An 18,232-nucleotide genomic window follows, 5' to 3' on the forward strand; every position below is an offset into this window, starting at 1 on the left:
TGAGTCGTTGGGTTCTTAAGTTTGTACAACAAGCTATTCACTTTGTGTTCTTGTACACCTCCTCCTCCCTATTATTTAGCCAACTGGATTTGTAGGTTTTTCATCGGGGAAGTCTACTCGATATTTTTTTCTTGTGGCTTCTCCTCCCCGAAGATGTCGAATGGATTTGTGGTAATTCAGTACTTCTTTTACTTGATTCGCTAATTTTGGGTTTATTTCGGGCAATCGTTCTGTTAAATCTTTGTGGACTGTACTTTTGGAGACCCCAAATTCTTTCGCAATCACTCGGACTGTTTTTTTCGTCTCCACGACATAATTTCCTATCCTGATTGTCCTTTCTTTGATGTAATCATGCACACCGTTCGCCTCCCTATGTTGGATATTTCCGAGGTGTGGGTTCTGAGACAAGGTGTAAAATCAATCGTGGCCTGCTTGACTACTAGAAATTTTCAATGTGCCATTTTGTAAACGACCCGTTTAGTAATAATCCTATGTTCCCTTAAAAATAAAGAATATTTCGATATTTTTATATGTATTGGTTGTCACTTAAATACTTCCTTTAAATGCCACACAAGCTCTCACCTCAGACTTTATTGATTGGCTTGGTTTATAACATTTTATTACAGAACAGTGTCGTTTATGCTTAAAATTACATCTTTAAAAAAAGAGGACAAGAAGTATTTAACCTACTCCTTGTCTACTGTTAACCGACTCCTACATCTTTTAACGCCCGTAAAGGTAGCCGGCTGAAGAAATAATTACTTTCCTTCTCGATAAAATAATTATAAGATTTATAAAGCATATGTTTATCTTCCGTCGCCACCCCCATATAATAAAGCGTAAATGGATTATCCATGGATAAATTCCTTAATAACTCGACAGCCTTTGAATAATTTCCCTTTGCAATTTCAATATGTGCCTGTTCACTTTTTTCGACAGAGGATATGCCATAGGTCTTTTTGAAATGTGCACATAAAAAAGGAATGTTTTGCTGTTCAATAATATGAATAAGGTTGTGCAATTTATTTTTCTTTGCTATTTTCAGAGCTTTTGTCAGGTGAAACTTCCCTTGCGTAAAATGATCAAAAATATAGGATAAGCCGAGATTATTATGTAGACTGGCAATAATTTTTTCATTGTTGGTTTTCGTTAAAGCGCGGTATGCATACTTTCTCGCGATGATTAATTCATTTCGTATCCAATAATAGATAAATAAACTTTGGTGAAGCCGTAATTTAAAATAAGAAAGGATGAAATCATCCTCGATTGCTTCAAATAAATATGGCTGCTCTACTAAAAAACTTCCAACTTCCTCATAATCACGCAAGGAAAAATAAATATAAATTCTTGTAAATTCCACGAGGCATTTAATTTCAGCCTCATTTGAATGAATATACTGCAGCCTCTCTAGTAAATTTTGTGGGGAATCTTTTTTGAGACAACAATCGACCATAATTTGATAAATAGCACCCCAAGTTTTATTGGATGTGTGCATCGATTCCAGATTTTTTTTGATTAGAAGTTGTAATTCTTCATAGTACCCATTCATGTATAAAAATTCGAGGCCTTTTTTCTGAATAACTTCTGAAGTAGAATTTAAAATATAATCCCGTGTCAAATCCAAAGCAGTCCGATTATCATGTTGATAGGATAAAAAGTACTGAATTTCTCCCAGTGACAGACCAGTGTTATCTTCTATGAAATGAATCGATTTCTGCATTACGTTAAGCTCCTCCCGCATTTATAGAATAGATCATCATATTTATTTCCTGGATTTTTTCGAATATTTTTTCCATTATTATCGTAACACAGATACAACGTAAAATTTAGAAATATCGTTCGACATCTTTTGCAATAGATGGTAAAAATGAATATTAATTCAGTCGTAGCAAATAGTATAGCCCTAGTAGTTTTACTAGGGCCACTGTCACGATTAGGCACTTGCAGATGAAGCGGATGAATCAGTGGTTTCATCTGTTTGTTCCTTATCCTCGACGTCTTGTTCGTCTTCCTGTTTTTCATTTTTTTGTTCATCAACAACTTCTTCGTCTTGCTCTTCATTTCCTTCGTTATCAAGTTCATCTTGTTCAGGATCTACTTCAATATCTTCGGAATCCTCGCCATCTTGTTCTTCTGTTGAATCCGTATCTTCTTCGACTGCATTAGCGTCTTCTTCCGTTGCTTCTGCATCTTCTTTCTCCGTTGCTGACTCATCTTCCTCTTCTTTTGCATCTTCTTTAACTTCTTCTGCTTTGATTCCGTCTAATTTGCTAACAGGCTGATTAAAGTACTCTTCTGGGTTTACTTCAATATCATTTTTTCTTAATTCGAAATGAACATGTGTTCCATTGTCTTTTCCGAACAAGTTCTTCCCAGCTGTACCAAGCTTATCTCCTTGCTCTACTTCCGAATCTGCCTTTACATCTACTTCACCAAGACTTGCATAATAAGTTACTACATCGTCACCGTGATCCAAAACAACTACATTCCCAAGCAGTGGATCCTCTTTTACCTCTGTTACCGTTCCGCTTAATGAAGCGACTACATCAAAAGTCTCATCATCTGCTGCTGCAATGTCAATACCTGTACTTTGATAGTAGCGGTTGTTGTAGAGGACCAATCCATCTTCTTGCTCTTTTTGCTCTGCGTTGTAGTCATAAAATTTAGTTACGATTTCTGCTTGATCCTGGTTTTCTACCGGCATTCCTATCACTTCTTGTTGATCTAAAACTGCTTCTGCGTCTTCGTCAAATTCACTTGATTCGAAATCATCCGCCATTTCGGAATCATTTTGTGCATCTGGGTCTTGATTATTCGTATTTTGGTACCAGACCACAACCGACAATAAGAGCGCAGCAATCGTCAAATATACTGCCGGGAAAAACCACTTCTTACGAAATATACGGCTCCATTTATTTTTTGAAGCACTGTTGTTTTCCTCTTTCATAGATCATCACCTCAACAACCATTCTGATCAGAAAAAGGAAAAACTATACATCGAAAAATAAAAATTTCCGGATTTTATGTGTTTTATTGAAAAAGTAGGGGAAAGTAAGAAATTGACCTAAAAAAATCATCTAACAAGATAACCTTGATCTTATTAGATGATCCGAATTTTTTATTTTGCTACAAGCGTTGGAGCTGTTTCTGTAATCTTATTGATCTCAATATCCTGATAATAGTATTTCACGATATCATCATACTTCTTCCCTTCTTTTGCCATTCCGTTTGCCCCGTACTGACTCATCCCAACACCATGGCCAAATCCTTTCGTTGTAAAAATAAGATGGTTATTTTTTTGCTCTATGGAAAAATCACTCGATCTTAAATTTAGTTTCTCCCGTACATCTCTTCCCGAAAACGTTTGATCTGCAAGTTTTAGTTCTTCAACCCGATTACTCTCCGTTCGATTTAACTCTGTAGGTACTTTTGTGTTCTTTGGCAGCTGTATATTCAATGCTTCTTCTACCTCATTGATGGGAAATATTTGTTGTTCTAGAAATTTCGGTGAGTTCTTATCCCAACCGCTTTTTACACTTCTGAGGTAGGGAAGTTCATTATCCCAGTAATCCTCCGAATTCTCTGTATATCCATTACTTGTGGAGAAAAATGCCGGAGTAATAGGGGAATTGTCATATGTTAATATTTCACCTTTTGTAGCTGCTACAGCTTTCTTTACTTTATCCATTTTTTGATTATAGTCTTTTCCCCATTGTTTTTGTAAATCTGCCTCACTTTTATACACCTGATGTTGCACTGTATCTGTTACTTCCGCATCCGGAGTCCCCTGATGCAGGAGGTGATTCACTATAAATGTTCTTGCCGCAAGCGATTGTGCTTTGAGAGCTTCCAGTTCAAATTCAGCTGGCATTTCGGACGCTACAACACCTGCAACATAATCTTCCAGCGAAACATCTTCCACTTTTTCTGTATCTGCTCGTTTGACAGCAACTGTAAATGCAGAGTCTTTTGCAATTTCCGCTGCCGAGTCCGACTCTGCCTCAGGTTGTTTCTTATTCGCTTCATTAGCTGGTTTCGCTGATGACTCATTTGTATGATCATCACCAAAAGGAACGACAACTAAACTTGGGATAACCAAAATAATCATCATTAAACTTGATAAAGCCAGAATGCTAAGAAGTTTCCATGCTGATATTGGTTTTTTAAACTGTTTCCATTTTTTCTGCTTCCAGTATAAACTGGGAATAGGTCGATTAAATTGTTTGGTTGTGTTTTTCTTATGCCTTAACGCATCGATGGCATGTCGTTTCTTGCGCTTCTTTTTTCTCCATGCTTTAGGCATAGCAGTCTTGTAGGTGTATTTGCGATTTTTCATGGCAGTCCTCCTTGCAATCTAATTTCTCTAGCATTCCTACTATTAAATATATACAGGGAGGAAAAACAATAGAACTAAATATAATAATTTCTGACGTTTTATATTAAAAACGAACTTATTTCACTCCCGCACGAATACAGAGTGATTTGCTCGCTGTTTGAATTGTTGCATCTGCGCCTAACGGTACTGAAAAGTGCGGAAAACAATGACCGATTTTAAAGCCATTGACCACTGGACAAGGAAGGTTTCCGAGATAATCCTGAAATACTTGTTTTAATGAGAGGGAAGGCTCTTGTTTTGGTTCGGCTTTTGCAAAATCACCGATTAGAATGCCCGCTGCCTCATCCAGCTTCCCTGCTAGTTTCAATTGGTTAAGCATTGCATCTACACGGTAAGGCTCTTCATTAATATCCTCTAGGATAAGCAACTTGCTCTCTGTATCTATTTCATAAGGGGTTCCTAAGGTACTGACAAGTAATGTTAGGTTACCTCCCGTCAATTTTCCGGAAGCTTCCCCAGCGACGATCGTTTGCAGTTTTCCAATTGCATTAGGGTACTGGAGCTTTGTTGGTTCAAATAACTGGCTAAACATACAAGCTGAAAACTTATCAAATCCATTTTTTGCAATATCTGATGCTAGCATTGGGCCATGAAATGTTACAAGATCAGTCTTTTTTTGAATGGCTGTATGTAAATAGGTAATATCACTATAACCCCAAATAATTTTAGGATTATCTTTTATTAAATCATAGTTCACTTGCTCGACAATTCGCCCTGTCCCATATCCGCCACGGGCAAAAAAAATTGCTTTAATCCATGGGTTAACGATCATTTGATGAAAGTCATCAAGCCTTTCCTTATCCGTTCCACCTAAGTAACCATAGCCACAGTCTATGTGTTGGCCTAATTCTACACGGAGGCCCATTTTTTCAAAAAAAGGAACAGCCTTATACACCATCTCCAAGCTAGCAGAACTTGCCGGGGCAATGACACCTATCGTATCTCCTTTACATAAACGTTCCGGTCGAATCATGCATCATTCTCCTTTACAAAAGGCAAAGATTACCTTCTATCCATAGTTATGTATCTATGTCTGCAGATATGTACTGCCTATTTTAGACAAAAGAAAAAACAGATGAATGCCTATTTCATCTGTTTCTTTCTATTTCGGTCTATGACGTTTTTAAGATAACTCTGCGATCACTTTGTGAACGTTGTAGTGCTTATTTTTCAGTTTTTCAACTGGTTTTACTACCTCTCCATTTTCGTCAACACGCTCAACATCTGCACCCAATGATGCTAGTTTTCCGGCAAAATCAACATATCCGCGATCCAGATGTTTTAATTGTGTCACACGTGTTGTCCCTTCTGCACGCAGTCCTGCCAAAATTAATGCTGCTGCAGCTCGAAGGTCTGTGGCAGCTACTTCTGCACCTTGCAGTTCACAAGGTCCTTCAATAATAACACTGCGGCCTTCTATCTTTAATTTTGCATTCATCCGGCGAAATTCCTCAACATGCATAAAACGGTTCTCAAATACTGTTTCCGTAATCACACTTGTTCCATGTGCGCATAACATTAAAGACATCATTTGTGATTGCATATCTGTCGGAAATCCTGGATGAGGCAACGTCTTAATATCTGTGGATGCTAATTTTTCAGGTCCAATGACTCGTATTCCGTCATTTTCCTCTTGCACGTTAACGTCCATTTCTTGCAGTTTGGAAATAACAGAGCGTAAATGCTCACTTTCTGCATTTTCTATCAAAACATTTCCACCAGTAATCGCAGCTGCAACCATAAATGTGCCTGCTTCAACTCGGTCAGGAATAATCGCATGTTCAACACCAGTTAACTTTTCGACCCCTTCAATACGGATCGTTTCTGTACCTGCTCCAACAATACGTGCACCCATTTTATTTAAATAATTAGCTAAATCGACAATTTCAGGTTCCTTTGCACAGTTTTCAAGAATTGTTTTTCCTTCTGCTAGAGCAGCAGCCATCATAATATTTTCAGTAGCGCCAACACTTGGCATATCCAAGTAAATTTTTGCTCCCTGCAGACGACCTTGCGTTTTCACTTCAACAAAGCCATTTCCAACATGCACTTCTGCCCCCATCGCTTCAAAGCCTTTTAAATGCAGATCAATTGGACGAGAACCAATTGCACATCCACCGGGCATTGCAACATTGGCATGACCATAACGTGCAAGTAAAGGGCCTAAGACCAATACAGATGCACGCATTTTTCGTACGTACTCAAATGGTGCTTCTGTCTTTAAATCTTTAGAAGCATCAACGGTCACTGTATTATTTTCAAAATGAACATTTGCATTTATATTACGTAAGACTTCATTAATCGTATAAACATCTGCCAAAACAGGAACATCTTTAATAACACTTTTGCCTTCACTAGCTAAGATACTTGCAGCAATGACAGGAAGCACTGCATTCTTAGCACCCTCAACCCTAACGGTGCCTTTGAGTTGTTGCCCGCCTCTTACGATGATTTTTTCCATGTTTTTAAATCTCCTTCAAGTCTAATCTCACTATATTAATATTCATTTATTAGGATAGGTGTGCCAATAGTGATATTAGAATCTCCATTTTGCTTATATTTTATTGCTATTTGTACATTCACAGGTATGTCCATTACAGTAATTTTTTCTGACCATAATGATGTATACCCGTATATAAATTTTTTATTCACGGATTGATTCATTTTATCGTTTTGTGTCGAAACATATGTAAGACCAAGTTGTTCTACTATATTCGTTAATGTACGATCATTACCTATTATAGCATCTTCTTCAGTCGTCAGACAAGTAAATGTTTTGACGGAATTGGTAAAAAAATGTCTACGGATAAAATCACGCTTTTTTTGATAGTTATCTTCAATGGATTTGTTCCACTTCTCTCCTTTAATAATAGCAGTAAACTCAGCATCAAAACGATGTTCCTTTGGAAGAATACCAATATATATTACGGATAATCCAACTGTTTTATGTGTGTCTTCTATTATATATTTGATCGCTTTATCATTTTCTTCGGTACGGACCCTATATTGATCCTTCATACCTTCCATAAGCTGGATTAAAGATTCCTGGGTTACCTTCTCTTTTTTCGTTACCTGCCACTCCTTAATTGATAGATCATGATGCATGATCAATGAAGCTAAAGTCTCAAATTCATCTTTGGACAGGTCATTATTGGCAGCAGATACGGTTGGTATAAATAAAAATAGAATAAGAATAAATACAATTTTTCGCATGAAAATTCCCCCTAAATCATACTTAAATCTAGTATGAACTTAAGGGGCTCTTAACATACTCAACAATGATGATATTTTCATAGAATACAAGGTTTGGTAAGTTGGATTAAAATAGATAAAGAAGGTCTTGAGACCATTGTAGAATATCAAGAAAGAATCGACTTACCCCTGTCCCAATTGTAATCGTGATAAAAATCAGCAGAACCCTTGCCTCTGTAACATGTCCTTTGCGAATTAACGGATCAACATTGATCGTTTGTACGACACGCCATGTTAAATAAATAAATATTAAATGGGATATCATACTTGTTATAGCTAACTGTCCGATTGAAAACATGTAAACCACCTTTTTCATATACTGAATGCATTGATGTACATTCTTTACTATAGTTACTTTGCCATTTAAACAAGTGAATGTCAATAAAGGGCTTTCTAAGATTTGCTTTCTCAACAGATCAACAAACCCGTTCATTCGGGAAAATATTTCATATTAGGAACATTTCCCGGGAAATATCGACGCAATCTGATCACAAAAGAATGAGGATTTTTCAGCTTTCTTATCTAAAAATAGAATAAAAAATCTCTTATAACAAAAAGTTATAAGAGATTTTTTATTTCATTTTATTGCGTAACATTTATACGATTTAGTGCTCTTTTGAGTGCTAATTCTGCCCTGTGGAAGTCAACGTTGTCTTGTTTAGACTGTAGACGTTGTTTTGCTCGTTCTTCTGCCTTTTTCGCACGTTCAACATCGATATCTGATGGTTTCTCTGCAGATTGAGCAAGAATGGTAATCTTTTCTGGTTGTACTTCTAAGAAACCACCATTTACAGCTAAAAGCGTCACGTCATTTTCTCGTTTTAATCGTACTGCACTGATTGATAATGGTGCAACTAATGGAATATGACCTGGTAAAACACCAAGTTCTCCATTTTCTGATTTACAGCTAACCATATCAAAGTCATCTTCTAAAACTGGACCATCAGGAGTAACAACACTCACAGTTAGTGTTTTCAATGTAACCCCTCCTTTGATTGGTATGAAGTGAGCCATAGCATCTTTGCCATGCCCTATGCTTCATTTATTCCATGCCTTTCGCTTTTTCAACTACTTCTTCAATGCGTCCTACAAGGCGGAATGCATCTTCTGGAAGATCATCATGTTTTCCGTCTAAGATTTCCTTAAATCCTTTTACAGTTTCACTTACAGGTACATACGAACCTTTTTGTCCCGTGAACTGCTCTGCAACGTGGAAGTTTTGTGATAAGAAGAATTGAATACGACGTGCACGGGATACAACTAATTTATCCTCATCACTCAACTCGTCCATCCCTAAGATTGCAATAATATCTTGTAGTTCTCTATATTTTTGTAGTGTACGTTGCACACCTTGAGCAACTTCATAATGCTCTTCACCTACAACTTCTGGGTCAAGTGCTCGTGAAGTGGATGCTAATGGGTCCACCGCTGGATAGATACCTTGTTCAGATAACCCACGATCAAGGTTTGTTGTTGCATCCAAGTGAGCAAAGGTTGTTGCTGGTGCAGGGTCTGTGTAGTCATCCGCAGGAACATAAATTGCCTGAATGGACGTTACAGAACCTTTATTTGTGGACGTAATACGTTCTTGCAATTGTCCCATTTCTGTTGATAGTGTTGGCTGGTAACCAACCGCTGAAGGCATTCGTCCTAGTAGTGCCGAAACCTCAGAACCTGCCTGTGTAAAGCGGAAAATGTTATCGATAAAGAACAGCACGTCTTGTCCTTGTTCATCACGGAAATATTCAGCCATTGTAAGCCCTGTAAGTGCAACACGCATACGTGCACCAGGAGGCTCGTTCATTTGTCCAAATACCATAGCAGTTTTTGTAATAACGCCTGAATCTTTCATTTCATAGTAAAGGTCATTACCTTCACGTGTACGCTCACCTACACCGGCAAATACGGAGATACCGCCGTGCTCTTGAGCGATGTTATTAATAAGCTCTTGGATTAATACCGTTTTACCAACACCGGCACCTCCAAATAAACCAATTTTACCACCTTTAATATAAGGTGCTAATAAATCAACAACTTTAATACCTGTTTCCAAAATTTCTGTATCTGTTGTAAGGTCTTCGAATACTGGTGATTCACGGTGGATTGGGTCCTTACGTGTATCAGCAGGAAGATCTCCGTCAAGGTCAATTTTGTCACCTAGCACGTTAAATACACGACCTAAAGTTATTTCACCAACTGGTACTGAAATTGCACCTTCCGTATCAATTACTTCCATTCCTCTTTTAACACCGTCTGTTGAGGACATAGCAATAGTACGCACGGAGTGATCCCCAAGGTGCAATGCTACTTCTAATGTAAGTTTAACTGTTTCCCCGGATTCCTCATTGGTAGGAACTTGGACAGTTAAAGCATTATATATATCAGGAAGCTTATCGTCATCAAATTTCACGTCAACGACGGGCCCCATGACTTGGGTTATATGTCCTTTATTCATTGATTTCCCTCCTAACTAACTTTCGAACTGCTTGGGAGGAGCTATTCAAGTGCAGCTACTCCACCAATAATTTCTGTGATTTCTTGCGTGATAGCTGCTTGGCGCGCACGGTTATAAGACAATGATAAGTCATCAATAAGTTCTTCTGCATTATCAGATGCACTCTTCATTGCTGTCATCCTTGCTGCGTGTTCACTCGCTTTCCCATCAAGCAATGCGCCGTAAATAAGGCTTTCAGCATATTGTGGTAAAAGAACCTCTAAAATCTGTTCTTGGTTTGGTTCATATTCATACTGCGTAGCTACTCCTGACCCGCTCTGTATGTTTGTTATTGGCAATAACTGTGTTGTTGTCACTTTTTGAGAAATGGCACTAACATAATGATTATAAAAGATATAAAGCTCATCTATTTCTTCATCACTGTACATCTGTACTGTTTCTGAAGCCAGTTCTTTAATATCAGCAAAATCTGGTTGATCAGCCACGCCTAATATGCTTTTTGCGATCGGCAGATTTCGCTTCTTACAAAATTCATAGCCGACCCTTCCAACAACAATAACGGTATATTCATCTGCAGATTGATGTCGTTTCTGAATGGTCTGATGAAAATGTCTTAAAACATTTCCATTATATGCACCAGCTAGTCCACGGTCAGAAGTAATGACAAAGTATCCGGTCTTTTTCACATCTCGTTTTTGTAACATCGGATGAGAAACATCTGTATTACTTTGCGCAATACTCGATACTACTTCCTTTAATTTTTCACTGTATGGAACAAAGCCTTTTGCATTTTGTTCCGCTCTTCCCATTTTGGAAGCAGAAACCATTTCCATTGCTTTTGTGATTTTCTTTGTTTTCTCAGTCGATTCAATACGACCTTTAATATCTCTAAGTGATGCCAAGCTTTTCACCACCCTTTCTTATAAAAGGTTGCCTGTTTCCTAATCTTTTTTCACATTCAAGTATATCGTGTCATGATGAGAAGTACACAGACAAAATGAAGTCGCCTTCTTTTTGTCTATGTGTGCATACATCTCTCCTAATAATCGTTGTGCTACTTATTTTTCAGAAGGTAAGAATACCTTTTTAAATTCAGTTACTGCGCCGTCCATTAATTCTGCTTCTGGAAGTTGTCCAGTATCGCGGATAGAAGCGAGCAGATCTTTACGATTTTCATCTAGCCATACATGGAATTCCTCTTCAAATCGTGTAATATCCTCAACAGGGATATCGTCTAAATGACCTTTCGTAAGCGCATAGATGATCATTACTTGCTTCTCTACTACTAATGGTTTATGCAAGCCTTGTTTTAGTACCTCAACTGTACGCTCACCACGGTTCAGTTTTGCCTGTGTTGATTTATCCAAATCAGACCCAAACTGAGCAAATGCTTCCAACTCACGGAATGATGCTAGGTCCAGACGCAATGTACCTGCCACTTTCTTCATCGCTTTAATTTGTGCCGAACCACCAACACGTGATACGGATAATCCAGCGTTGATCGCAGGACGTACACCTGAGAAAAATAGATCTGATTGCAAGAAGATTTGTCCATCCGTGATGGATATAACGTTTGTTGGAATATAAGCTGAAATATCTCCTGCTTGTGTTTCAACAAACGGAAGTGCGGTCAGAGACCCGCCTCCTAAATCATCATTTAACTTCGCTGCGCGCTCTAATAGACGTGAGTGCAGGTAGAAAACATCACCTGGAAATGCCTCACGACCAGGCGGGCGGCGTAATAACAGAGAAAGTTCACGATAAGCTACTGCCTGCTTGGATAAGTCATCATATACAACAAGCACATGCTTGCCATTGTACATAAATTCTTCACCCATCGATACACCAGCATATGGTGCTAGGTATAGCAGTGGAGCTGGTTCAGATGCACCTGCAGATACTACAATTGTATTATCTAGTGCACCATAACGTCGGAACGTTTCAACTGTACTTCTTACAGTAGAATCTTTCTGTCCAATTGCTACATAGATACAAATCATATCTTGATCTTTTTGGTTAATAATGGTATCAACCGCAACCGTTGTTTTACCTGTTTGACGGTCTCCGATAATAAGTTCACGCTGTCCACGCCCAATTGGAACAAGTGCGTCGATCGCTTTAATACCTGTTTGTAATGGCTCATCAACTGATTTACGATCCATTACTCCTGGAGCATCTGATTCAATTGGACGAGTTTTCGTTGTATTAACTGGTCCTTTCCCGTCAATTGGTTGACCTAGCGGGTTAACAACGCGTCCAAGTAATTCCTCTCCTACTGGTACTTGCATAATACGGCCTGTACGACGAACTTCATCGCCTTCTTTTATCTCCGTGTAAGGTCCTAGTATAACGATACCTACGTTGCTTTCTTCAAGGTTCTGTGCTAAGCCCATAACACCGTTCGCAAATTCAACAAGCTCACCAGCCATGACATTATCAAGACCATGAGCACGTGCAATCCCGTCACCAATTTCAATAACTGTTCCGACATCGCTGACTTCAATATCTGAATCGAAATTTTCTATTTGCTGTTTAATCAGTGAACTGATTTCTTCAGCTTTGATGCTCATACCATTTCACCCCTATCATCATCTGTTTGCTGTTATAATATCACGCTTTATGCGTCGTAGTTTTCCATTGATAGTACCATCAAGTATTGTATTACCAATACGTATTTTAAGTCCGCCGACCACTGAAGGGTCTACTTTATTTTCAAGCTTTACAGACTTTGTATTCAAACGTTTTGCTAAGCTTTTTTCAAGTTGTTCTTTCTCGGCATCGGATAATGCCTTGACAGAGTAAACAACCGCTTCATTTATTCCTTTTGCATCATTCACCATTTGCATAAAATGAGAAATAATGGAAGGTGTGAGTACAGATCGATGACGTTCTACCAATAATTTAATTGTATTGACGACATCTTGTCCCAACCCTTTAAATGCTTCATCAAGGAATTGCTTCTTTGTTACGATGCTAATACGTGGATGTTCCAAGAATGTATATAGCTTCTGGTTTGTTTGAAATACTTCACGAACTACTTGTAGTTCCTCAACTAATTGATCTAAATTTGCCTTTTCTTTACCTAGTTGAAAAAGAGCTTCTGCATAACGTTTAGCAACTACTGCATCACTCATCGCTCTTCTCCTACCTCTTTAATGTATTCATTGATCAAGTTTTCCTGATCTTGTGCACTAATTTCTTTTTCAATCACTTTGCTGGCAATAAGAACAGATAGTGAGGCAACTTTATCTTGTAATGCTTGTAACGCTTTTTCTTTTTCATTTTGAATATCGGCCTGTGCTGCTTCTTTAATTCGATCTGCTTCCTGACGAGCAGCAATGATAATTTCTTCTTCCTGTCTAACACCAGAACTTTTAGCATCTTCAATTATCTTTTGAGCTTCTTGTTTCGTTTGTTTCAAACGCTCCTGGGCTTCTTTTGAAGCAACTTCAGCTTCCTTGCGGCTTTTTTCTGCTGCTTCGATCTCACTTACCACATAGTCTTCACGTTTCTTCATCATATTCATCACAGGGCCCCATGCGAATTTACGCACTAAAAGGAGTAGTACAAGGAAAAAGAATAGCTGTACGAGCATGTCTCCTACATAAAGGCCACCGATTGATGCATAAACTGTTGAAAATCCGGTGAATGTTTGCACATCGTTCACTCCTTCCATCCAAAAAATGAATCCTATTTCTCTATTAATTTTTAACTCATTTGTTACAAATTAACCTAGGGCATAAACAAGGGCGAAGTTTCTACTTGAAGATAGCCTTCGCCATTCTGCTTTTTATTCAGTTACATAACAATTAATGCGATAACTACCGCGATAATCGGCATTGCCTCAACCAAACCAACACCAATAAACATCGTAGTTTGTAGTTGACCTCTTAATTCTGGCTGACGAGCAATCCCCTCAACTGTACGACTTACGATTAATCCGTTACCAACACCAGCACCTAATGCACCTAATCCTACTGCAATTGCAGCTGCTAAAGCTCCCATAATATAAATCCTCCTCAATATAGTTATAATTTTTAAAATAATTTCCTGCTTTAATAGTTTTTATTAAAACGGGTTAATTAATCATTCTAATGTTCGTCACTTGCTTTGTGAGAAATATAAACCATTGACAGCATTGTAAAGATAAATGCCTGGATTCCCCCGATGAATACACTAAATCCTTGCCAAGCTAAGAACGGAATCGCTCCGCCTATAAAGCTGAGTACTCCAGAAGTTGTTAAACCTACCAATAAGGATAGTAATACCTCACCAGCGTATAAGTTACCAAATAGACGCAAACCTAATGTTAACGTGTTTGCAAATTCTTCGACAATTTTAATTGGAAATAGAAAAGGTAATGGCCTGAAATAATCTTTTACATATTCTTTTCCGCCACGAAGTTTAATTCCATAGAAGTGTGACAGCACAATAACCATTACTGCAAGCGTAAGTGTGATTCCAGGGTCTGCTGTAGGTGATTTCCACCATACATCTCCGCCCACAACACCATTTGTAATAACACCAAGCATATTTCCCACGAGAATATATGTAAAAAGTGTTAATGCTAATGGCAGAAAGATCTTTCCGGTTTTCCAATCCATGGTGTCATTAATGATCCCTTTTATAAAATCAAGGATCCACTCCATAAAATTCTGGGCACCTTTTGGTTTCATTTGCAAATTCCGTGCGCCCAACACACATAAAATGAAGACAATTAATGATGTGACAATAATCATGAGGACGTTTGATAAATTAAAATCAAGCCAGGATATTCCAAGTACATCCTCAACGATCGGTGCTCCATGATCCACATTATTCACCCCTTTTCATGCATTATTGTTTATTCCTAAACACAAAAAAATCTATCATAATGACAAGATAGGAAGTCATTAAACCAATGATCACAGCAATGATGCTGAAATATTCCTCAAAACGAAGGGCAATGATAATCGCTACTGCTGCTGCTGCAAATCGTGAAATGGTCCCTAGACCTTTTGCAGATGCTTTCTTTGCGACAGCTTCTGCGAAATCATTTATTTTCTTTTGTAAGAGATATAAGTTGTAAAAACTTATGACACTTCCCAGTAATAGCCCTAAAAAAATGCGTACATATGGTGTAAATCCTGCTCCCATTACTAACACTGCAAGCAGATAAAACATCCACTTCCGCTGACGGGCCATCATCATCTCATATTGTCCCATGATATTACTCTTTTCCAGTGAGCTTTCGAATGCTGTTTGAATGAAGCAGTTTCATATAGGTCTTTCATTATAAAAGGTATCTCATTACAGCGATTCGAGTATGTCACTATGTATGTTGCAAAAAATCCCACTATGTCATCTTTTTGAGAAAAAGCACAAAAATTGCATTATAATGAAACCCTTATCATCCTGCCCTCAAACAGTTTACAATAACCATATCTTAATGTCAATGGTTCGTGCGGGAAAGAAGAATTTAGTAACACAATCATTGTATGGAATTTTATGTCGAAAAGACGATGAATTATTTCTTCCCTTTTCAAATCATCATCTCCCATATTATACAAAAAAGAATAAGACGAATGGGTGACATTTTTGTGAACTTTATATGTAAATTTTCCCTGACTTTCGTAAAGGAGGAGCGAACAATCAGCAGGTTTCTTTCCTCCCACTGATTGTTCGCTGAATCACCCAGGAATCGTAAACGGAGTTCGGCCTTTATTCGATAAATAACTCTACCGCTTGCGATTCATAGGCCCCGTCCTCTAACTGTACGGTGATTAACGCGAGATAGCGCCCAGGTTTACTCGCTTTGGTTTTCTTAAGCTTCCCTTCATTCATCCCTTTAGATAAATCTTCCTCTTCCAACAAGGTCCGTTCATGCATCAATGTGTCGGGATTATATAAATTAACTTCTATATTTTTAGCATCCTCTGTAAGGTAAAGCCGGTAAATATAGGTGTCATCTGAAAAGGTTTTAAGCGACAATTCAAAGCCCATTGCCTTCGGGTAATCTGCCGTTTCATTTACAAATAAATAAGGCAGTTGATACGTCTCATCCTTTTGGTGAAGGGTGATCCAGCCCTGTTGTACTCCTTTTTTTAATTCAGGGGAGGTGACACTTAATTCAATCGGGATTTCCTTTTTTTCCTTTTTATCTAACGTGAATGTTTGCGGTAGGTTCCATGTTAATCCTTTTTGTTTTTTTGGAATATCAAAGGTAAAGGTTTGTTTCTTGTTGGTCGTATTTTCAATTGTCAGTTTCATGCTGTTTGTCTCTTTGTATGGCTTTATTTTGCCAAAAGATATTAACGGATCATGAATGATCGTTTTTGTAGCTATCGCTCGCTCTACTTGTATATCCCCTGTCCCTTGAACAATTGGATCATAATTATGTTTCTTTTCATTTTGAATAGGTACAGCTGTTGTTTTCAAGGCGCCAACAATCTGCGCATGTGACCAATTTGGACGTGCTTCTTTCATCAATGCTAGCGCTCCAGCAACATGAGGTGCTGCCATACTTGTTCCTTGTAATTCCTGATATCCGTCGGGTACCGTACTCAAAATATTTGCCCCTGGAGCCACAATATCTGGTTTAATATCCCAGTTGATCGTGACCGGACCTCGCGAGCTAAATAGAGCGATATCTGTTTTTGTTTCTTGATAGGCTGTATCGATGTGCAAGGATTTACCATTCATTTGTTTTCTAAGCCAATTTCCATCTTCTTTTGAAATCGATGCAACGGGGATCTCGATGTCTTCTTTGTTTTCAATGACCCCTTGAAACATTCCTTTTTCATTGTTCACAATTAATAACGCTTCCGCTCCTTGCTCTTGCATTTCTATTGCCAACTCCTGAAAAGGAATTTTCCCTCTTTCAATTATTGCAATTTTCCCTGCTACGTTTGCTTTTGGATCTTCAGCGTCTACTATTGGAAGTGATTTTTCAAATGTCCAATCTTTAGCCCCCATCATCGTAACGAGCGGGATTGCTTTCTCTTCCTTCGGTTCATATAAAAAAGGAATACGCTGTGGTCTTGTTGATGCTCCGACTGCAAGTGCCTTTGTGGCAGTCGCTGGTGAGCCCACTGTCCATTTCTTGGGACCATCATTCCCATTCGCAGTGACAACAGAGGTGCCATGTTCGACTGCACGGTTAACAGCGATGCTTGTTGGGTAATCCGGTCCATTCACACTATTTCCCAAGGAAAGATTGACGACATCCATCCCATCTTCCACTGCTTGTTCCAATGCAGCAATAACCTGTACAGAAGTTCCTCTCCCTCCCGGACCGAGGGCACGGTACGCATAAATTTCAGCGTCAGGTGCAACTCCTTGTAAATCCCCATCAGCAGCGATAATACCTGCCACATGTGTTCCATGCAACGTAGGCATTCCCTCATCTTCCTCAGTCTCCATCGGATCCTTATCAAGATCAACCAGATCATATCCACCTGAATAATTTGATTTCAAGTCTGGATGCTCATAATCAATTCCCGTATCAACAACTCCGACTTTAACCCCTTTCCCGGTGTAGTTTGTTGTATTTATCTGCGATGGTATAACTGCATTTGGATTTTTATCCTTTTTCACTGGAGACTGGGCAACTGCCTCATACGTGCGAACTGGATGGATCGCTTTAATAAATTCCAGTGATTTCATTTTTTCCAATCGTTCAGGCTTCGCTTTTAATGCGAGCCCATGAAATAATTTGTGATATGTAGCTACTACTTCTACAAAAGGATGGTGAATTTCAAGATATTCTTTGTGTTTTTTTGGATCCCCTTTCACTTCAACAATAATCGATACTTTCTCATCCTCTTTATCCTGATCATGTTTCTTATGAGGATCCTCCTTTATTTCAACATCAATCGGGGGCAGATCGTTATCAAATGAATATGCATATGCTGGCCAGGAAGTGAACACAAAAATGGAAGCTAAAAGAAAGATAAGGTACCGCATCAGGTAAGACTCCTTTTTCTTTTTATCCTTTGAAAAAACAGGAAAAACATGCACGGAAATGATAAAATTCGAATGTTTTTGCTCACACCAAATGACTCACGCCTCTCCACCGGTCCGGTCGATATATCTTCTATCCGGTTGATATCTCCTCCGGTCCGGTCGATATATCTTCTATCCATTGATCT

19 protein-coding genes are annotated in these 18,232 nt (G+C 38.5%); all 19 read right to left on the reverse strand.

Translation table 11 applies throughout. The features are described from left to right. Nucleotides 1-75 precede the first annotated feature (75 nt). Nucleotides 76-357, reverse strand: a complete 282-nt coding sequence (spoIIID, locus tag GZ63_RS0110345) for a sporulation transcriptional regulator SpoIIID (protein WP_029269273.1) — start codon at nt 355-357, stop codon at nt 76-78. Between the two features lie 346 nt (nt 358-703). Then, the gene (locus tag GZ63_RS0110350; protein WP_051681460.1) at nt 704-1,720 is read right to left on the reverse strand and encodes an AimR family lysis-lysogeny pheromone receptor; all 1,017 of its coding nucleotides are present in this window, start codon (nt 1,718-1,720) and stop codon (nt 704-706) included. 213 nt (nt 1,721-1,933) lie between these two features. Continuing rightward, nucleotides 1,934-2,947 carry a M23 family metallopeptidase gene (locus GZ63_RS0110355; protein ID WP_084179198.1) on the reverse strand — a complete coding sequence of 338 codons (1,014 nt, stop codon included), beginning with the start codon at nt 2,945-2,947 and terminating at the stop codon, nt 1,934-1,936. Between the two features lie 171 nt (nt 2,948-3,118). Then, on the reverse strand, nt 3,119-4,336 hold the full coding sequence (spoIID, locus tag GZ63_RS0110360; protein ID WP_029269278.1) for a stage II sporulation protein D: 1,218 nt from the start codon (nt 4,334-4,336) through the stop codon (nt 3,119-3,121). A 115-nt stretch (nt 4,337-4,451) separates the two neighbouring features. Continuing rightward, complete coding sequence (locus GZ63_RS0110365) at nt 4,452-5,369, reverse strand: S66 peptidase family protein (RefSeq protein WP_029269281.1); 918 nt, start codon at nt 5,367-5,369, stop codon at nt 4,452-4,454. A 150-nt stretch (nt 5,370-5,519) separates the two neighbouring features. Then, a complete protein-coding gene (gene murA / locus GZ63_RS0110370; RefSeq protein WP_029269283.1) occupies nt 5,520-6,857 on the reverse strand; it encodes a UDP-N-acetylglucosamine 1-carboxyvinyltransferase in 1,338 nt (445 codons plus the stop codon). Nucleotides 6,858-6,892: 35 nt separating this feature from the next. Then, on the reverse strand, nt 6,893-7,609 hold the full coding sequence (locus GZ63_RS0110375) for a YwmB family TATA-box binding protein (RefSeq protein ID WP_029269285.1): 717 nt from the start codon (nt 7,607-7,609) through the stop codon (nt 6,893-6,895). A 106-nt stretch (nt 7,610-7,715) separates the two neighbouring features. Continuing rightward, nucleotides 7,716-7,946, reverse strand: coding sequence for a DUF1146 family protein (locus tag GZ63_RS0110380; protein WP_029269287.1), 231 nt, complete (start codon nt 7,944-7,946; stop codon nt 7,716-7,718). A gap of 284 nt (nt 7,947-8,230) precedes the next feature. After that, a complete protein-coding gene (locus GZ63_RS0110385; RefSeq protein ID WP_029269289.1) occupies nt 8,231-8,626 on the reverse strand; it encodes a F0F1 ATP synthase subunit epsilon in 396 nt (131 codons plus the stop codon). 64 nt (nt 8,627-8,690) lie between these two features. Then, nucleotides 8,691-10,103, reverse strand: coding sequence for a F0F1 ATP synthase subunit beta (atpD, locus tag GZ63_RS0110390; RefSeq protein WP_029269291.1), 1,413 nt, complete (start codon nt 10,101-10,103; stop codon nt 8,691-8,693). Nucleotides 10,104-10,144: 41 nt separating this feature from the next. Next, nucleotides 10,145-11,005 carry an ATP synthase F1 subunit gamma gene (gene atpG, locus GZ63_RS0110395; RefSeq protein WP_029269293.1) on the reverse strand — a complete coding sequence of 287 codons (861 nt, stop codon included), beginning with the start codon at nt 11,003-11,005 and terminating at the stop codon, nt 10,145-10,147. A gap of 156 nt (nt 11,006-11,161) precedes the next feature. After that, the gene (gene atpA, locus GZ63_RS0110400) at nt 11,162-12,673 is read right to left on the reverse strand and encodes a F0F1 ATP synthase subunit alpha (RefSeq protein WP_029269295.1); all 1,512 of its coding nucleotides are present in this window, start codon (nt 12,671-12,673) and stop codon (nt 11,162-11,164) included. Nucleotides 12,674-12,691: 18 nt separating this feature from the next. Further along, on the reverse strand, nt 12,692-13,237 hold the full coding sequence (locus GZ63_RS0110405) for a F0F1 ATP synthase subunit delta (RefSeq protein ID WP_029269297.1): 546 nt from the start codon (nt 13,235-13,237) through the stop codon (nt 12,692-12,694). Continuing rightward, nucleotides 13,234-13,779, reverse strand: coding sequence for a F0F1 ATP synthase subunit B (gene atpF / locus GZ63_RS0110410; RefSeq protein ID WP_051681461.1), 546 nt, complete (start codon nt 13,777-13,779; stop codon nt 13,234-13,236). Before atpF ends, GZ63_RS0110405 begins: the two co-directional genes overlap by 4 nt. Before the next feature lie 122 nt (nt 13,780-13,901). Further along, nucleotides 13,902-14,108: a F0F1 ATP synthase subunit C gene (gene atpE / locus GZ63_RS0110415; RefSeq protein ID WP_029269301.1), complete on the reverse strand. Its 207-nt coding sequence runs from the start codon at nt 14,106-14,108 to the stop codon at nt 13,902-13,904. Nucleotides 14,109-14,194: 86 nt separating this feature from the next. After that, nucleotides 14,195-14,917: a F0F1 ATP synthase subunit A gene (gene atpB, locus GZ63_RS0110420; protein WP_029269303.1), complete on the reverse strand. Its 723-nt coding sequence runs from the start codon at nt 14,915-14,917 to the stop codon at nt 14,195-14,197. Nucleotides 14,918-14,939: 22 nt separating this feature from the next. Further along, nucleotides 14,940-15,308, reverse strand: a complete 369-nt coding sequence (locus GZ63_RS0110425) for an ATP synthase subunit I (RefSeq protein WP_029269305.1) — start codon at nt 15,306-15,308, stop codon at nt 14,940-14,942. A 495-nt stretch (nt 15,309-15,803) separates the two neighbouring features. Beyond that, a complete protein-coding gene (locus GZ63_RS18710) occupies nt 15,804-18,047 on the reverse strand; it encodes a S8 family serine peptidase (protein WP_051681462.1) in 2,244 nt (747 codons plus the stop codon). Further along, the coding region (locus GZ63_RS18400) for a hypothetical protein (protein WP_226374382.1) at nt 18,047-18,232 on the reverse strand (186 nt) is incomplete at its 5' end. The genes GZ63_RS18400 and GZ63_RS18710, both read right to left, overlap by 1 nt.

Source organism: Virgibacillus alimentarius, from assembly GCF_000709085.1.
Lineage (GTDB): Bacteria > Bacillota > Bacilli > Bacillales > Amphibacillaceae > Virgibacillus_B > Virgibacillus_B alimentarius.